This window comes from Winogradskyella ursingii, assembly GCF_013403975.1.
GTDB lineage: Bacteria > Bacteroidota > Bacteroidia > Flavobacteriales > Flavobacteriaceae > Winogradskyella > Winogradskyella ursingii.
Genome location: NZ_JABFDH010000001.1, coordinates 1 through 18,026 on the forward strand (window position 1 = coordinate 1; position 18,026 = coordinate 18,026).

19 protein-coding genes are annotated in these 18,026 nt (G+C 33.8%); 5 read left to right on the plus strand and 14 right to left on the minus strand.

Annotated features, from left to right (window positions below):
• Positions 1 to 217: 217 nt before the first annotated feature.
• Both HM983_RS00005 and HM983_RS00010 read right to left on the minus strand, forming a co-directional pair.
• A complete protein-coding gene (locus HM983_RS00005; RefSeq protein ID WP_179343187.1) occupies positions 218 to 958 on the minus strand; it encodes a DUF6090 family protein in 741 nt (246 codons plus the stop codon).
• 138 nt (positions 959 to 1,096) lie between these two features.
• Positions 1,097 to 1,630 (minus strand): hypothetical protein, encoded by a 534-nt coding sequence (locus HM983_RS00010; RefSeq protein WP_179343188.1) that lies wholly within the window; start codon positions 1,628 to 1,630, stop codon positions 1,097 to 1,099.
• A gap of 188 nt (positions 1,631 to 1,818) precedes the next feature.
• Here HM983_RS00010 and HM983_RS00015 point away from each other — a divergent pair, with 188 nt between their 5' ends.
• The gene (locus HM983_RS00015; RefSeq protein ID WP_179343189.1) at positions 1,819 to 2,151 is read left to right on the plus strand and encodes a single-stranded DNA-binding protein; all 333 of its coding nucleotides are present in this window, start codon (positions 1,819 to 1,821) and stop codon (positions 2,149 to 2,151) included.
• Between the two features lie 74 nt (positions 2,152 to 2,225).
• Here HM983_RS00015 and HM983_RS00020 read toward each other — a convergent pair whose 3' ends face one another.
• The 6 genes from HM983_RS00020 to metG form a co-directional block, all read right to left on the minus strand.
• Positions 2,226 to 3,536, minus strand: coding sequence for a T9SS type A sorting domain-containing protein (locus HM983_RS00020; RefSeq protein WP_179343190.1), 1,311 nt, complete (start codon positions 3,534 to 3,536; stop codon positions 2,226 to 2,228).
• Between the two features lie 151 nt (positions 3,537 to 3,687).
• Positions 3,688 to 4,590 carry a histone deacetylase family protein gene (locus HM983_RS00025; RefSeq protein WP_179343191.1) on the minus strand — a complete coding sequence of 301 codons (903 nt, stop codon included), beginning with the start codon at positions 4,588 to 4,590 and terminating at the stop codon, positions 3,688 to 3,690.
• Position 4,591: 1 nt separating this feature from the next.
• Positions 4,592 to 7,015 (minus strand): hypothetical protein, encoded by a 2,424-nt coding sequence (locus HM983_RS00030; protein ID WP_179343192.1) that lies wholly within the window; start codon positions 7,013 to 7,015, stop codon positions 4,592 to 4,594.
• A gap of 129 nt (positions 7,016 to 7,144) precedes the next feature.
• The gene (locus tag HM983_RS00035) at positions 7,145 to 7,849 is read right to left on the minus strand and encodes an OmpA family protein (protein WP_179343193.1); all 705 of its coding nucleotides are present in this window, start codon (positions 7,847 to 7,849) and stop codon (positions 7,145 to 7,147) included.
• Between the two features lie 4 nt (positions 7,850 to 7,853).
• The gene (locus HM983_RS00040; protein WP_179343194.1) at positions 7,854 to 8,324 is read right to left on the minus strand and encodes a lipocalin family protein; all 471 of its coding nucleotides are present in this window, start codon (positions 8,322 to 8,324) and stop codon (positions 7,854 to 7,856) included.
• 156 nt (positions 8,325 to 8,480) lie between these two features.
• Complete coding sequence (gene metG, locus HM983_RS00045; protein WP_179343195.1) at positions 8,481 to 10,550, minus strand: methionine--tRNA ligase; 2,070 nt, start codon at positions 10,548 to 10,550, stop codon at positions 8,481 to 8,483.
• 195 nt (positions 10,551 to 10,745) lie between these two features.
• On the opposite strand from metG, the gene HM983_RS00050 reads away from it, so the two are divergent.
• Positions 10,746 to 11,798 (plus strand): S66 peptidase family protein, encoded by a 1,053-nt coding sequence (locus HM983_RS00050; RefSeq protein WP_317166929.1) that lies wholly within the window; start codon positions 10,746 to 10,748, stop codon positions 11,796 to 11,798.
• 34 nt (positions 11,799 to 11,832) lie between these two features.
• Positions 11,833 to 12,192, plus strand: coding sequence for a YraN family protein (locus HM983_RS00055; RefSeq protein ID WP_179343196.1), 360 nt, complete (start codon positions 11,833 to 11,835; stop codon positions 12,190 to 12,192).
• Between the two features lie 76 nt (positions 12,193 to 12,268).
• Here HM983_RS00055 and nadD read toward each other — a convergent pair whose 3' ends face one another.
• The 3 genes from nadD to HM983_RS00070 all read right to left on the minus strand — a co-directional run bounded on the left by nadD (position 12,269) and on the right by HM983_RS00070 (position 14,497).
• Positions 12,269 to 12,850, minus strand: a complete 582-nt coding sequence (gene nadD, locus HM983_RS00060) for a nicotinate (nicotinamide) nucleotide adenylyltransferase (RefSeq protein ID WP_179343197.1) — start codon at positions 12,848 to 12,850, stop codon at positions 12,269 to 12,271.
• 115 nt (positions 12,851 to 12,965) lie between these two features.
• Positions 12,966 to 13,556 (minus strand): guanylate kinase, encoded by a 591-nt coding sequence (gene gmk / locus HM983_RS00065; RefSeq protein WP_179343198.1) that lies wholly within the window; start codon positions 13,554 to 13,556, stop codon positions 12,966 to 12,968.
• Between the two features lie 83 nt (positions 13,557 to 13,639).
• A complete protein-coding gene (locus tag HM983_RS00070) occupies positions 13,640 to 14,497 on the minus strand; it encodes a YicC/YloC family endoribonuclease (protein WP_179343199.1) in 858 nt (285 codons plus the stop codon).
• A gap of 121 nt (positions 14,498 to 14,618) precedes the next feature.
• Between HM983_RS00070 and HM983_RS00075 the strand changes: the two genes are divergently transcribed.
• Positions 14,619 to 15,098, plus strand: coding sequence for an acyl-CoA thioesterase (locus HM983_RS00075; protein WP_179343200.1), 480 nt, complete (start codon positions 14,619 to 14,621; stop codon positions 15,096 to 15,098).
• A gap of 60 nt (positions 15,099 to 15,158) precedes the next feature.
• Entirely contained in the window at positions 15,159 to 15,599 is a 441-nt protein-coding gene (locus tag HM983_RS00080) for a DUF1761 domain-containing protein (protein ID WP_317166930.1), read from the plus strand.
• Between the two features lie 48 nt (positions 15,600 to 15,647).
• On the opposite strand, the gene HM983_RS00085 is transcribed toward HM983_RS00080, so the two are convergent.
• Genes HM983_RS00085 through HM983_RS00095 form a run of 3 tightly spaced genes read right to left on the minus strand, consistent with a single transcriptional unit; the run spans position 15,648 to position 18,023 of the window.
• The gene (locus HM983_RS00085; RefSeq protein ID WP_179343201.1) at positions 15,648 to 16,781 is read right to left on the minus strand and encodes a hypothetical protein; all 1,134 of its coding nucleotides are present in this window, start codon (positions 16,779 to 16,781) and stop codon (positions 15,648 to 15,650) included.
• Positions 16,778 to 17,677 (minus strand): DMT family transporter, encoded by a 900-nt coding sequence (locus tag HM983_RS00090; protein WP_179343202.1) that lies wholly within the window; start codon positions 17,675 to 17,677, stop codon positions 16,778 to 16,780. The genes HM983_RS00085 and HM983_RS00090 overlap by 4 nt, the downstream gene beginning before the upstream one ends.
• Positions 17,670 to 18,023: an arsenate reductase family protein gene (locus tag HM983_RS00095; RefSeq protein ID WP_179343203.1), complete on the minus strand. Its 354-nt coding sequence runs from the start codon at positions 18,021 to 18,023 to the stop codon at positions 17,670 to 17,672. The genes HM983_RS00090 and HM983_RS00095 overlap by 8 nt, the downstream gene beginning before the upstream one ends.
• Between the last annotated feature and the right edge of the window lie 3 nt (positions 18,024 to 18,026).

Genomic DNA, 18,026 nt, shown 5'->3' on the forward strand with positions numbered 1-18,026 from the left:
TACCTTCTAATTACTTTGTCATTTTTGTACATAATTGTTTAAGATTATGTAGCCTTTATTCAGGACGGGTCAAAATTGTGTACAACGGTCTCGTATAACCGTCAGTTACGGGTTAAATTAGCGTTTATTTTGGTTTGGCACAGACTTTAGCAATTCCGAGTGGATTCGGACGTAGTTGAATCCGCCGTAATTGCGGTTATACATTGTTGTGCTTTCGTTATTTTTTTAGTTCTATTCTAATTAATGCTATTAATTCATCTACTGATTTTTGTATTCCTCTTAAAGCATTTAAAGAATGAATACTCAAAGTATTAATGTTTTGACATTGTAATACAAGTTCCTCGTAATTATCTTCAAATAAAGACATATTTACAGTATTGTAATCAAAATTTGAATTAACAAAAAAGCCGAGTTTCCTTTGCTGAAATGGAACAAAATCAAAACTATATTGTTGGTCTATAATTGCATCTATATTCTCATATTTCTTACATTGATAGTCATATAGTTCAATGAGTGACGATTTAATTTTCTTTGATTTTAAGATGTCTATACCTTTGTTTGAAAGGATAGCGTTATATGTTCCATATTTTGGGAAGAAACTGTAGGCTCCATCATAAATGTTATAAAGAGACTTACTAATTTCTTCAATGTCCAATGAAGATTTTATTTCCAATAAATTAGAATTAATGAAACGATTTTGGTCTACTAAACTCTGATTCTGAAGCCGAATTATTTTAGCCAATTCCAAAGAGTCTGTAGTTAAACTGGCAAGTAAATTTTCGTAGGATTCACGCTCTACAATTGCCTCCTTTCTATTTTCATTCCAATTATTGATTTGTAGAGCAATCAAAATTCCAATAACCACAAGGATGATTTCTCCGAACGCATATTTCAGATACTTACCAGTATTCCCTTCGGATAGTAAGTTTTGTCTAATTTTTCTAAAGAATTTTATCATTGGTTAATGGTTGGTCATCACGAAGGCTAGCGTGTTTGTGTATGATTTCGTTGCGTGTTTCAGCAACTAAATTAGCAAATACAAACCGAATAGAAAATCCGCGAGGATTTTCGTAAGTAGGCGAGTATTAGCAATGAATTATACATGGTGTTGGCGTGTCGTTTTTTTTATTTCAAATCCGTTAATCTTATTCCTATTCAGCAATTCTTGTAATTCCTGATAATTGTCAAATTCAGATAGTTTTTCAGTTAGAAAATCAGGCATTTTTAAAGAGCCTCCAAATCCGTCATTTCTCAAATGATAGTCGTTAATCAAATAGTAAAGAAAATCCTCCGCACGCTCATTCCCATTTTCATATTCAAAGTAATTAAATAAGTCAATAAGTTCCTTTTCAATTTCTTTCCATTTTGAGTTGTCCGATTTTAGATACTCTTTGTAATATCCAAGTATTAACTTTCGGATTTCAGAAGATTTAAAATTCCATTCAATTTCTTTGGTCAAAAATTCTATGACTTCATTAGTCGATTTTGCAAAAGATAAATCAAAATACAGGCTTTCCTTTTTTCCGTTTTCAATTTGATAATCAGCCCATTTGCGAATTTCTGTCAATGGAATTTTTTTCAGAGCGAGTCCGAATCTAATTAAATGTCCTATTTTTTCTTTTTCTGTCAATACGCTCTGTTTAAATGCACGCCAACTAACAAATATAGAATATATTCCGTTTACAAACGACTACAAATATTTACAAACGAATTTAAATAGGTAACTACCGACTATTTTTTGCTCGCTATTTCATCTTTGCCATGTCGAAACATTGGAACTCGATAGTATTAACAGTTTAACAATAAAAATTTAAAATCATGAACACATTAAGAAACAAAGTACAGTTGATTGGTAACTTAGGCAATGACCCAGAAATCATTAATTTAGAATCTGGCAAAACTTTAGCTAAATTTTCAATTGCGACCAATGAGAGCTACAAGGATGCATCAGGGCAAAAACAAACTAAAACAGATTGGCACAATATTGTGGCATGGGGAAAAACTGCCCAAATTGTAGAAAAGTATGTTACAAAGGGAAAAGAAGTAGCCATAGAAGGAAAGTTAACCACACGTTCTTGGGAAGATAAAGACGGGATTAAACGCTACATGACAGAAGTGGTTTGTAATGAACTACTCATGTTGGGTAAATAATTCTTACAAAAGATAATTAAAAAAAAAGAGCGTCTTTATTAGATGCTCTTTTTTTTGTTATTAATATATAAGCCTTATTTTTTGATCACCTTTTTGGTAATACTCGATCCACTTGCTGTATTAGTGATTTTGATAAAATAGAGCGCATCATCCATTTTTTGAAGATTTGACAGTGTTATTGTATTGTTTTCAATGGTCTGATTTTTAGATAATACAACTCTACCATTAATATCCATGAGATCTATTTTGTAATTGTCATTTTGAACGTTGACGAATTGAATTGAAATAGACGACGTAAAAGGGTTAGGGCTAACTTGTATATTATTTAAACCAAATTCATCAACGCTTAATGCACCTGCGCAAATAGTCCAGCCCATGTCTTCAAAAAACCTTAGAGTAACTGGTCCTGGATTATGGTTAGCAACACCTGGTGCAAGACTTGGTGTCATTAAGGAGTTAACATTACCTTGAGGAAACGTGGAAGAATTCCAATGACTATAGCTCGAGCCTGGATTAAAAGTACTCGGAGCAAAAATTTTAGGTCTAGCATTACCATTTTCAGCTCTAACTAACGGGCTATTGCAAAACAAATTATTACCCGTCATTTGATCGAGCAGCTCAGTCGAAGGGTCAGGAAAACTAAGTATTGATAGCGCCGCAGCATTCTCTATAAACCGATCATAAATACTTGGAATATTACTAAACCTTATTCGTCCTAAGTTGCTATTGGTATCATCTAAACGACCAAAACCCACGAAACCTAAACCATGGCCTAATTCGTGTAAAACAACAGACACAAAATCAAACTGATTATTTGGAGGTCGGGCATTTGTGCCAAAATACCAGTTAATTTGATTACTAAAATTAGCGTTAATATCTATACTTGGTGAATCGGGAGCTGGAGGGTTTGATTCTGCGTTGTTAATTTTTTCAACCAATGCCTGTGGGTAGAATGTGTTTGACACTGCGTTGGGAGTTGTGGAAAAATTGGTAGGACCAGCACTACCCAAAACATTAGGGTCAAGTTCGGTAAAATTTGCATTTACGGTAATAGGTATTTCTGAGTCAATTGAATTTGCCCAAATATCTACGGCAAATTGAAATGCTGCTTGAGCTGGACCTGTAAAACCATTGTAGTTAACAGTTATGTTAGCACAAGGCATTCGGTTAGATTCCATTCGGGCAATAACCATAGGATCTCTCGGAATAGAAACAGATTCTGTAAACTCATCTGCATAATATATACATGCTGGGTGATCTAAGGATGTTGTTCTTTGGGTATCATCAATTGCTCCTTGTCCATAAGTAACTGTGCAGAACGATAAAAGAACGCAAAGTGAAAGCAGTTTAATTGATGAACTAAATTGTAGGGTAAAGTTTTTCATGGCTTTTATTTTTTTTTACTAAAAATATGAAATTTTAAACTAACATGGTTAAAAACACGACAACCTGAGCGATAAAGCGTTTAACTTATAATTTTAAGATTTCTAGTTTAGTCTTAATGAAATTAAAAACATTACAGAAAAAAATAAGTGTTTAAAAAAATATGTCTTGAGCAACTCTAAATGTATTGGCATGGGCGTCAACAATATCGTTTAAACTAGAAGAATAGCCTCCTCCCATACTACATACAACAGGTATTTGATTTTTCTTGCATTGATTTAAAACAAATTTATCCCTTGCTTTACAGCCTTCTAAAGTCATGCCCAACTTACCTAATTTATCATTGGCAATGACATCTACTCCACAGAGATAATAGATAAAATCTGGTTGCTGTTCTTCAATTAATTTTGGAAGAACATCATAAAGAATATTTAAATAAGTTTTATCATCTGTATTGTCCTCTAAAGGAATATCTAAATCGCTTGTCTCTTTTTTAAAAGGATAATTGTTTTTACCGTGCATTGAGAATGTAAAAACTGAGTTGTCGTTATAAAATATTTCAGCCGTACCATTACCTTGATGTACATCTAAATCTACAATGAGTATTTTTTTTGCCCATCCTTTTTGTTGAAGATATTTAGCCGCAATCGCCTGATCGTTGAGTAAACAAAAAGCTTCACCACGATTGGTGTAAGCATGGTGCGTACCGCCTGCAATATTCATGGCAATTCCATACTTTAAAGCAAATTCGCTGGCTTTTATCGTGCCATCTGCAATAATCACTTCACGTTCTACCAAATTTTCACTCAAGGGAAATCCTATCTTTCTTGCCGCACGTTGATTTAAAGTGAGGTTGACTAAATCATAATAATATTCTGGACTATGGACAGCTACTATATATTTATCATTTGGTATTTCTGGTTTAAAGAAATTTACTTCGTTACAAGTCCCTTCATGAATGAGTTGTTCAGGTAACAAACTATATTTTTCCATTGAAAACCGATGACCTTTTGGCAATGGGTGATGATATATAGGATGGAATGCTATTTTGAGCACATTAATTATTTAAATCCAAGGTTTGGGTTTGCGAAATAAAGGTTTTATCATTCACAACACCTTCAATATATAGATTAATGGAACTTGTATTGGTGTTGAAAACCTTAAAACTTAGAACTCTGTTCGGACTAATCTTAAGGTCTGGAGACCAAGATATGATACCATAATCTCTAAAAAAAGGGGTGTTGTAAAGACTGTAATTTGGCGTATAGTACTTTTTGGCTGAAGAGAAAGTTAATGGAAATTCATATTCGGAAATAATATTTCTCTTCTGTAATTTAATGTCTCGTGTGGGATCTGTAAAAATCTTAATAACTCCATTTGCACCTCTAACCCCTTCGGTTGCTCCAACTTTATCGATAACAACGTAATCGACAAAGGACATTCTAAAATTAGCAAGTACATTAAAATCAGATAACCTTACTCCATCGAGATAAATAACTGGTATATTATTATTTGGTGTGGCAGGATTTCTAACCGTTACAGTCAATTGGCCTAGTGTCTCATCAACTTTATATCCCTTACCTGTTAAATACATTGCCATCGTCATTGCACCATCTCGTGTACGATCGTCTATTACATCTACCGTGCCAAAATGTTGTGACTCAATAGCTTCAATTCTTGTTTTTTCTTTATTAGCAACGATCAATACTTCATCTAATTTTTCAACGTCTTTAGAATTCCACGAAGTGTTTATTATAGAATCGTTTGTAGCGATAAATGGTACTGAATTTTGATTTCTATAGTTTGAATTTCTATAGCTCAACGTATATTCTGGAAATTTAGATGGACTAAAAGTTACGTACAAACTCGGTTTTTTTGTAACCTCATCTCCGCTTTTTATGACATTATAAGTTTCGTCTTCCAATGGAAAAAGTCCTTTTTGTATAAAGGCTTTGTCCTCTTCAGATAGAATAAATATTTCTGAGGTATTATTCTTTAAAGGAGAAGAGACATAGGTTCCTGCTTTGGTCTTATCATTTACATTGGCAACTGAAGTAATTCCAAATTCAAAAGTATGCCTTACTATTGGTGGAGTGTTAAATATATTATGCCACTCATATCTGCTCCAGCCTTGGGAAATCAAAAGATTATCTAAATCATAATTTACTTTGGAAGTATTGTTTGAAAAATAATAGGCTGCGTTTTCTATATACCCTTTTACATAAGGTTCTAAATATAGTTTGGATAATAAATTGGATTCAAAATTGTAAGATTTTGTTTCAGAAGGTAATACCGAAATACTAATATTTTGAATTTTATTAGTGTCTAATTTTGTGCCTAATTGTAATTCTATTTCAAGAGAATCGAGTGATCGCTTGATTTTTGACGGTTTATTGAAACTCGTCGTTGCAACACCATTTCTATTAAAGTATAATCGTTCTAGAATAGGGTTGTTATTGGCGTCAAATACTGTTAACACATTTATCCCTGGGAATAGTAAATCTTTATTGATGAGCTGGTTCACTTCTACCTGATCTTGAAATTTAAAGATTGTTTGATTAAGGTTAGAGCCATTATGAAGAGTGAGCTTGTAATTTTTACCAGTGACTCTAGGTAAAGTTGCTTCATTTGTTCTAAAAGTTAAAATAATCCGGTCTCTCAACTCTGCTAACGACATAGTAATGCCATACGAATCAATTGAGTCAATAGCTTGTGTCAGATCTTTTTGCTCTGAAATCTCTGGAATAATGACTGTGTAATTTTTATTCCTTTTAGGTGTCAATATAGTTTTGGCAATGCCTGCTTGATCCAGATTAAATTCAGATAAAATGTTATTTTCATCATCTACTATTTTTCCTTTTACATTTTGTAGTCCAGATCCTGTTTGGTCTTTAACAATAATCGCTACGGTATTTTGAACTTCTGCAACCATATGACCTCCTTCTGGTAGAATCTGAATTGTATATGTATTTTCGATAGCTTTATTCTCAATTTCAGATTCCACTTGAGGATCGATAACAGTGAATTCGGTTTCAAAATGGTTAGGCTCATTAAAATTAAGCATGTAATTAGTATACGCACTAAATTTATATGTTCCTGACGTAAAGGTAGAATCGATATTGAACACGTTGTGTGCAACACCTTTCTCCATCATTATAAGTTTCTTTTTAATAATTGCATCTGTGGAATCTTTAATAACACAATACATATTTGTAGTGCCAGTAGAAGGGCCTTTATCAAACTTGTCAAAAACGTATATTGAATAGCCTAGCATTTCACCCTTTATAAGGGTAGATTTATTGAGGTGAGCATAGGTGATTTCTCTAGGAAGCGACGAATATTCGGTAAATTTTTGAGATAGATAATCTTTTTTTTCTTGTGCGTATAGGTTATTGAAATTAAACAAGAAAATCATCAATGTTGTTAACGCAAAAACGACAATATATCGCGATTTTTTTTTAGCCAATAATTTATGAGTCATAATGTTATAATGGTACACGGAAAACTACAATATTTTTCTTATGGTTAAGTTGGTTTTAACTAAAAAAACCATTTAATCATTACGTCTAAGTAATAATTAAATGGCAATTAAAATATTTTAGAGATTTTATTAATTCTTAACTTCTGCTTCAGCGTCCTTTATCATTTGTTCATTGGGTAAAATGGCTATGTTAACCCTTCTATTTTTAGATCTGCCTTCAGCAGTACTGTTATCGTACATAGGTTGAGATTCTCCAAACCAATTTGTTGTAAATCGACCACTGCTTAAGCCCTGACTAGTTAAATAATTAGTCACCGCATATGCTCTGTTTTTAGATAAAGTCATGTTATAGCTTTCTTGACCTACATTATCAGTATGGCCAACCACCAAAATATTGGTATCTGGATATTCTGCAAAAACATTGGCCAATTTGTTAAGTGTGGCTTGTGACTTTTGATTGATGTTATACTTATCAGTAGCAAAATAAACACCACTTTGCTCATCAAAGGTTACTACAATTCCATCATCCACACGTTCTACTACCGCACCAGGAATTTCTTGTTCAATTTCTTGAGCTTGTTTGTCCATTTTTTTGCCGATGAGTACACCAGCTGTTCCGCCAACAACGCCACCAATTACGGCTCCGAGTTCACCATTGCCTCCCTTGCCAACATTGTTACCAATTATAGCGCCTAAAATTGCACCACCAGCAGCACCTATTACAGCACCTTTTTGTTTATTATTAGCATTATCAACCGCCTTACAACTTGTAAAAAGTATAAGTATTGCGGTAAAAGTTACAGCTAAATTAATTTTATATTTTAAAAATTTCATAGGTTTAAATTTTTGTAAAATTCATGTTAATCGTAATGGTCTTTCCATCTAGATTGGCAATTTGTTGCCATTGCATATTGGTATCAGATAAAGATGTTAGTTCCATTCTAAATCCAATATCAGTTTCAGATTTTCCTCTTTGATTTGTTGGTTTTAACAAAAAATCATAAAGTCCAGTTGTTGGATCTATTTCTTCTATCGTAAATACAAAATAACGCATTTCAGAGTCACAAGTAGCTCCAGATAAAGTGTATGTTCCGGTATTGTTGTTTGGAATAAATTGCCACGTACTATTCTCAAAACAAGACTTGTTTGAGTCATTAAGCAATGTTATTTTCAAGTCACCTATAGCAGAGGACTTTACAGAATTCAATACCCAATCTCCTTTAATGGTTTTTTTGGAATCTCTCACTGTCTTGGATGCTCCACATGAAAGCATTCCAATAGCTAGAAATATTAAAAGTATTTTTTTCATAATAATATAATTTGGTTAAATAAATGTACCTCAGTTTATACAGGTGAACTATTCCAATCCATTAAATTGTTAATTCAAATGAGATTAAGTAAATGCCAAAAAAAAGATAAGCTTCACGAGCTTATCTTAAGAATAGGTTGACGGTAAGATTCAAGTTTAGCTTATTTTAAGCCCATTGATAACTTCGTTTGCGTCTTGGTTTGAAGTTGATGTGTCAGGGTTTACAAAAATAAGATTACCATGCTCATCTTCGGTCATTAAAATCATGCCTTGACTTTCTATACCTCTTAGTTTTCTAGGAGCTAAATTCACTAAGACTGTAACACGTTTCCCTATTATCTCTTCAGGCTTAAAGGATTCTGCAATGCCTGAAACAATTGTCCTTGTATCTATACCGGTATCAACCTTTAAGACTAAAAGTTTTTTGGTTTTGGGCATTTTTTCAGCCTCGATAATCGTACCAACTCGCATATCTAGTTTAGTGAAATCATCGAAAGCTATTTCATCTTTTTGTGGTTCTGCAGTTTTGTTGGCTGCTTCGTTTGCTTTTTTGCTGGCTTCTAGTTTAGCGAGTTGTTTTTCGATTTCAGTATCTTCTATTTTAGAAAATAGTAGTTCTCCTTTTCCTATTTGGTGATTTGCAGGGAGCAACGTTTTGTCTGAAGACACATCGTCCCATTTATCATCCATTTTGTTGAGAATAGATTTTAATTTAACTGATGTAAAAGGTAAAAACGGCTCAGACAAAACATCTAAGGCAGACGCAATTTGAAGTGCAACAAACATCACGGTTTTAGTTCTTTCTTCGTCTGTTTTTATGGTTTTCCAAGGTTCTTCATCTGCCAAATATTTATTACCTAAACGTGCTAAATTCATAAGCTCCTGGCTTGCTTCTCTAAATCGGTAACGTTCTATAGAACTAGAAATAACCGCAGGATATGCTTTTAAGGCTGCTAAAGTCTCTTTGTCAACTTCAGAATAATCGGATGGTTGTGGTACAATACCATTATAATATTTATTGGTTAACACCACAACACGATTAATGAAGTTTCCGAAAATTGCAACGAGCTCATTATTATTTCTAGCTTGGAAATCTTTCCAAGTAAAATCATTGTCCTTTGTTTCGGGTGCATTTGCGGTTAGTGCATAGCGTAGAACATCTTGCTGATCTGGAAAATCTTCTAAATAATCTGGCAACCAAACTGCCCAATTTTTTGAAGTAGACAACTTACTGCCTTCTAAATTTAAAAACTCGTTGGCAGGCACATTTTCTGGTAAAATATAGGAGCCTTCTGCTTTGAGCATTGAAGGGAAAATGATACAATGAAAAACAATGTTGTCCTTGCCAATAAAATGAACAAGCGTTGTATCTTCTTTTTTCCAGTAATCTTCCCAATTTTTACCTTCTCTTTCTGCCCATTCTTTAGTGGCTGAGATGTAGCCAATCGGTGCATCGAACCATACGTAAAGAACTTTACCTTCGCCACCTTCAACCGGTACAGGAATTCCCCAATCCAGATCTCGCGTTACTGCGCGAGGCCTCAAACCATCATCTATCCAAGATTTTACTTGTCCATAAACATTTGGTTTCCAGTCTTTTTTGTGTCCCTTTAAAATCCAATCTTTTAAAAACTGCTCATGTTTATTTAGAGGCAAAAACCAATGTTTGGTTTCCTTTAAAGTAGGTACATTTCCTGTAATGGCAGATTTTGGATTAATTAAATCCGTAGCGTTTAAACTAGTGCCACAATTTTCGCATTGATCACCATAGGCTTCTTCATTTCCGCATTTAGGGCATGTGCCTGTAACAAAACGGTCTGCTAAAAATTGATCTGCTTCAGCATCATATAACTGTTCTGAAATCTCTTCAACAAATTCATTATTATCATATAAAGTCTTAAAGAATTCAGAAGCCGTTTCGTGATGAATTTTTGCCGTTGTACGTGAATAATTATCAAACGAAATTCCAAAATCCTCAAACGATTGTTTAATATTTGCGTGGTATTTGTCCACAATATCTTGTGGTGAAACCCCTTCTTTCTTGGCCTTAATGGTAATTGGTACTCCATGCTCATCACTACCACAGATAAAAGCCACATCATTGCCCAACAATCTTAAATATCTAGAATAAATATCCGCGGGCACATAAACACCTGCTAAATGACCAATATGTATGGGTCCGTTAGTGTAGGGTAATGCTGCTGTAATCGTGTATCTTTTGGACATGTGAAGATTTGTTTTTTAGAAGTCACAAAAGTACACAATATATGAGCGAATTAGAAATGCCCTTTTGCAATTTTTTTGAAGGTTTTTATATATCTGATAAAGGGGTTACCGCTAATTCATAAACTTATAGAATGCTTGAAAATACTATGGAAGTTTGTGAAATTACGATTTGAAAATTTTAACCTCTCAAAAAAAATGTACATTTACATAAAGCAAAAAGATATGACTTTGAAACCAATTAATATACTTTCAATTTTCATTTTTTTCATAGCTGTAAATAAGCCTATTTATGCTCAGAATAAAACCGAAAAACAATCAATGATGAATTCTGAATTAATTCAACCACCATATTTAAAGGCTGGTGATACTGTGGCCATAGTGGCACCATCTGGAATTTTAAAAAATCGGGAAAGGGAAATACAACAAGCGGTAGATTTATTAAAAAGTTGGAATCTGCACCCAATTGTTGGTGAACATGTTTTCAGTAAAGCAGATCATTTTGCTGGTACGGACGCTGAGCGTTGCGAGGATTTACAAAACGCGATGGATGATCCTAAAGTAAGTGCCATATGGTGTGCAAGAGGAGGTTATGGTACAGTTCGAATTTTAGAGAAGCTAGATTACTCCCAGTTTAAAAAACATCCAAAATGGCTTATTGGGTATTCTGATATCACAGCTTTGCACAATCAGTTGCACAATGCTGGTATAGAGTCCTTACATGCGTTGATGTGTGTTAGCTTAACTAAGGATTTATCTGAGGTTAAAAGTTCTATTGAAACATTCAAATCAACCCTATTCGGTAATCCGGAAAACTACAATTTAAAAACATCACCTTACAATAGAGAAGGAGAGGCTTCTGGTCAGTTGGTTGGAGGAAATCTAACGATACTACACACTATGTTAGGCTCAAAAGAAAGTATTGACACATCAGGAAAAATTCTTTTTATTGAAGAAATAGGCGAATACAAATATCATATAGATCGTATGCTGCAAAGTTTAAAGAGGGCAGGTTATTTTGATAATCTTAATGGACTCATTGTTGGTGACATGTCTAAAATGAGAAAGAATACCACACCTTGGGGAACTTCAATTGAACAATTAATTCTAGATGCTTTAGACGGATATGATTTTCCCATTGCTTTTAATATGCCCGCTGGACATGAAAAGGAAAACAAAGCTTTAATTTTAGGAAGAGAGATTAATTTGAAAGTTGAAAAAACCGGAAGTACGATTTCCTATAAAAAATAAAACAAAGAGATTCCGATTTTAGCGAAAAGTGAGCATGGCACAACACATCCAACTTGGTAAAAAAGGAGAACAACTTGCAGTTGATTTTCTTATAGCAAACCACTACGATATCATTGAGCGTAACTACCGTTTTGACAAAGCTGAAGTTGATATTATAGCTCAAAAAAATGATGTATTAGCCATCATAGAAGTAAAAACCCGCTCTACTATTGACTTTGGAAACCCTCAAGATTTTGTAAAACCCAAGCAGATAAAAAATTTAGTAAAAGCCGTTAATGAATACGTAATAGAAAATGATTTAGATAAAGAAGTGAGGTTTGATATTATAGCCATAATCAAAGAAAATAAAGGCTTTAGAATTGAACATTTAGAAGATGCGTTTTATTATTTCTAAATATAATTTTATAGTAATTCACATTAGAGTATGAGAAACGATAATGAATAATCTATTTTTTCGATATAAGGTTAGTTTAATTTCTGTAAAAATTCATTTCATCTATATATTGCCAAACACTTTCTGACAACATCGGACGTATATCTCTACCCGCTTTTATTTCCTTTCTTATGAAGGTCGAAGATAACTCCATTATTGGTGCAGAAATTTTAAATATTTTACAGTGATTTTTAAATTTTGTATCAGTATGTCCTTGTGAGAGCCTAGGATAAACATAAATATTATAGAGTTCCAAAATGAGTTCGTAATTTTTCCATTTGTGGAAACTTTTTAAGTTATCCTCGCCCATAATTAAGGAAAACTGATGTTCAGGAAATTTTTCTTGAAGATAGGTCAGTGTATCAATTGTATAGTTAGGTTGTTTTAGACCAAATTCAATATCACTCGGTCTTAACTTATCGTAATCCTTAGTGGCGCGATAGACCATTTCCAAACGTTGGTGATTGTTCAATAGGCTACTTTTTTTCTTAAATGGGCTTTGAGGTGTAACCACAAACCAAACCTGATCTAAATCACTATGTTCAGCGAGATGATTAGCAATGGTGAGGTGTCCAATATGTACTGGATTAAAAGTCCCGAAGTATAAACCTATTTTCATTTTCTTTTGTTATTCCTGTCTCAGCAGAAACCTTATTGATTTCAGAATAATTTTTATTGTTTAAATTTCTGCCGAAGTCTATCTTGAGCGCAGACTAAAGGCAAAAATGATATTGTTATGTGTTTATAAAATCAGAAACTACTTTATAAGCATTTTCCAATGCCTCATCTAAATTAGAATTGACTACAATAGTATCAAATAGCGGAGCAGTTGCAAGTTCGGCCGGTGCCTTAGCTACACGCATATTAATTTTATCTTGACTTTCCTCACCACGATCTTTAAGACGTCGCACTAATTCATTCAAGTCTGGTGGTTTAACAAAAACAGCCAAAGTCTGTTCTGGAAATTTTCTTTTAATACGTAGGCCACCAGAAACATCAATATCAAAAATAACGTGTTTTCCTTTTGCCCAAATCCGGGCAATTTCAGTTTTAAGCGTACCGTAAAAATTATCTCTATACACCTCTTCCCATTCTAAAAACTCATCGTTTTTAATACGATTTTTAAATTCTGAAAGGGACAGATAATAATAGTCCTTTCCGTGTACTTCGTTACCTCTCTTATCTCGAGAAGTCGCAGAAATCGAAAATTCCAAATTTAATTCTGATTGCTTTAAAAGATGCCTGACAATTGTTGTTTTTCCAGAACCTGATGGTGCTGAAAACACGATAAGCTTACCCTGTATTTCGTTTTTTATTTCTGACACTTTTTTACTATTAATGTTTAAAAATGAATCGTGAGTAATTTGCACTAAACACTTATTACTTTATCTCAGCCATAGCTGGCTGCCTAAAGCACGTTTAGCATTTGTTCCTTAATTTTTTCAAGTTCGTCCTTCATCTGTACCACCAATTTTTGCATTGGAGCATAATTGGATTTTGAACCTATAGTGTTGATTTCACGCCCTATTTCCTGAGAGATGAAACCTAATTTTTTTCCATTAGAGTCTTCAGAATTTAAGGCTTTTATAAAATAATCGAGGTGATTTTCAAGTCGCACTTTCTCTTCAGTGATATCATATTTTTCAATATAATAAACGAGTTCTTGCTCAAAACGGTTTTCGTCAACCTTTTCTTTAATATCTGCAATGCCTTTTTCTAAGCGTGCCCTAACGCCATCAATTCGATCTGGATCCATTGCAATCACTTCGTCCAACAATCGTTTTAGGGTTGTAATTCTATCTAAAAAATCTTGTTTGAGAATTGCTCCTTCATCCTTACGATAGGTAACAATTTTGTCTATTGCATCATTGATACCTTCAGCAATTATGGCCCATTCCTCTTCATCAATATCATCTCGTTCTGTGGTCACGGCATCTGGTAGACGGATTGCCATTTTCAGCAATTCGGTTGTATCTCCATCGACAACCTCTTTTAATTGTTTAATGTATTCGTTTACAACCGTTTTGTTGATTTTAGAGCTAGTATCTTCGCCGGTAATTTCAACATATAAGGAAAAATCCACCTTACCTCTACCAAGATGTTTTGCGATAAGTTTTCGTATCTCAAGTTCCTTTGCACGATACATAGACGGCATACGTGCGTTGAGGTCTAAACTCTTGCTGTTCAGTGATTTTAGTTCTATTGAAACTTTTTTTGTTGGAAGCTGAAGTACAGACTTACCGTAACCGGTCATGGATTGTATCATGAAGATGCTCTAAATTAAAGTTGGACAAAGGTACAAAATTGAATTTTTAATAGCTTTCTAAATCCTTTTGAAACGCAAGAAGCTTTATTATTTTTGCACTTTCAATTTTGAAACCGAAATCATGTACAAAAAACAATTTGAAATACGTTGGAGCGATATAGATGCCAATGGGCATTTGGCCAATTCTGCTTACACCAACTTTATGAGCCATGCAAGAATGTCTTTCTTTGGCAATCAAGGTTTTTCAATGCCAGAAATTAGAAAGCACAATGTAGGTCCTGTTGTATTCTACGAACACATGTATTATTTTAAAGAATCCTTTATCGGTGCTCCAATCACAGTGACCATTGAAGTTTCAGGTTTAAGTGAAGATGGAATGCTTTTTATGTTTGAACATAATTTTTATAACCATAAAGGTGAAAATTTGGCCTATTGCGAAATGCAAGGTGGCTGGATTGATTTAAAGGCAAGAAAGCTGACTGGCCTGCCTAAAGAATTACTAAATTTAATTCATGACTTTCCAAAATCAGATAGCTTTAAAATTCTCACAAAAGAAGATACTAGAAGACATGGTATCCGTCCTAAGCCTTTAGCAGTATAGTCATTCGTGTTGTTTTAATTCGTATTTTAGTTGTAACTAAACTAATAAAACCGAATTAAAATGGAAGAAATGCACATTAATTGGCTTGCATTAATTGTGGCCTCAATTGTCCCTCTTGTTACTGGGTTTGTCTGGTACAACCCCAAAACTTTTGGTAATGCTTGGATGCGAGAAACTGGCATGACCGAGGAAAAAGCCAAACAGATGAATATGCTCAAAACTTACGGACTAACTGTGGTATTATCGTTTTTTGTATCGTTCTTTTTGTTTGTATGGACCACAACGGGTGGTGCGCCAACCGAGCCTCATGGCACGGAAGCTTACATGACTTTTAAACACGGTGCATTTCACGGAGCATTATTGGCCCTTATTATAGGTTTACCAGTTTTGGGTATCAATGCTTTATTTGAACAAAAATCCTTTAAATATATTGCGATTAATGTTGGATATTGGATATTGACAATGGCAATTATGGGTGGGATTGTAAACGCTTGGGTTTGATTAACCACAATTCACTAAAAAATAAAAGAGGCCTTTTTAGGTCTCTTTTTATTTATAAACTTTATGCTGCTTGTAGGACTTAATTTTCACGTTCTTAATAAATGGTTTGAGCATTTGATTGGGTAAGTAGCGCTTATGCTTAAAATAACAAGTCAAAGCTTCGGGTTGGGCACCTAGGGTACTTTTAATTTCCGAAGCTGTTCTCCCTAAATTAATTAGTTTTGCTTGCGTTGAAATTCCAAGTCTTAGGTAATCATTGAGAATTCTAGTGTAAATGCCGTAGTCCTTGTTTTTTTCGTAATCAATACCAATAAAATGCGCGTCTAAATTGTCACCGTTTTTCATAGCTGAAAGAAATCCCACTAATGTTTCATTCAAAAAATAGCCTTTAACAAAAAACTCATCTTCAAACTCTTTTTTTAAATGAATATAGGTGTCGAGGTTTAAAATTTGTGCGTTAAAATCTGCATTATCAATGGTGTTTTGATAGAGTTCCTGTAATTGGGTTTTATATGTTTTAATATCATTTTTGCTGAAAAACTTTGCATCCAAAATGTCACTTTTGGCGTCTGCACGGTTCGCTTTTACACGGTATTTAGATTTTAAAGCGTTTGTGTAATCTTTGAAAGAATTCCATTCAGGTTGAAGAGAAATAATCATATTCGGTTCAACATTCATGGCGGCATAATCGTAATCGAGAAGATGATTGGTGATGTAAAGGGATTCGTCTTTAAAATCTTTTACAAAAATAGCTTGTAGTTTTTTTGTTGATTTTGAAAGCGACTTAACAGCTTCGGCAATTGCCGTAAACGTGGCAATTTTGTCTTCTCCTGCTTTGAGAAACGTACCGTATTCACCGCTTAAAAAAACGTTACCACAAAACAGAACATGAAGCTGATTATTACAAAACAAACGGTTCACCATGGCTCTAATTCGACCGGACATTTTTATATTTTTGGTAATTGTCTCAACACCAATAGTTACAATTTGAGTGTAGGCAAATGCTACAGCTTCTTTATTTCTCAATATAAAAATATAGTTAAAATCGATATCTACATTCGCTACCTCAAAAGCACGGAGAAACTCAGGCGAATAATAGATGTTTGAGCAACAATTGACATGGTCCCAATAATTTTTTGGGATATCGTTAACTGTTGTGAATACTTCGAAATTCAATTTCAAATTGGCTTCTTTTTTTGTGGTTTTTTGGTGACCAAATACACACCAACAAAAATAAGCAGCATAGCACTGATCTTAACGGAATCTATGAAATCTGCACCCATAGAGAGTGCAAAAAGTCCAGCAATAACAGGTTGAAGATAAATAAAAATACCAACGGTGGAAGCTTTTAACTTGTTTAAAGCCAAAGGGTTAAATAGATAGGTCCCGAACGTAGCACCAATAACCACATATAATACAGAGAAAATTGTATACGGAGTGAATGTGTGCCATTCTATGCCTTTCACATCTTCGTAACCAAACGGAATCAATATAATAAGCCCAAATAAAAACAACCATTTTATAAAAGTGAACGGATGATATTTTGCAGTTAATTTTTTTATTAATATCACATATATACTGTACGAAATGGCATTTAAAAATATGAGCAAATTGCCGAGTGGCACATTATCACCAACTCTAGCAGATTTGCCATAAATGGTCAAAATTAAAGCACCAATTAAACCAATAATTACACCAGCTATTTTTAGTGAAGTAATTTTTTCTTTTAAAATAATAGCAGACAATATTAAAATAATAATTGGTACGATAATCATAATGGAAGAAGCATGGATGGGAGACGTATATTCCAATCCTTTAAAAAATAACAGCATATTTATGACTACTCCGAATAAGGCTGCCACAAAAAATTTCAAATAGTCTTTTTTATCAATTTTTTGTTTTGGCAAAAGGAAACTCATTAGCCAAAATAATACTGTCGCACCTAAAACGCGTATTAACACAAAGCCAAATGGTTTTATGTAATTTTCGTTCATTACGGTTTTTGCAATGGTATAGTTAAGACCATATAAGAGCTGCACCATAAATAGTGCAAAAATTGCAAATCCTCTGCTATTCATGTATGGCCTGTTTTGCAGCTTCTACTGTTTTCTTGGAATTTCCGATAAAAATTTGATTGTTATTAATAATGACAGGACGTTTTAAAAAAGTATAATGTTCTAAAATATAGGATTTGTAGTTGGCTTCCGAGAGATTTTTTTCCTTCAAATTCAGTTCTTTGTATAGTCTTGCGCGTTTACTGAACAGATTTTCATAGCTACCTGCGAGATTTTTCATTTCCTCAAGTTGGGACGCGGTAATGGTTTCTGTTTTTATATCCTGAAGGTTGAATGATTGGGGTAAATCCAGCTCTTTTATAATGCGCTTGCAAGTCTCACAAGTGCTAAGGTGATATATCTTTTTCATCAA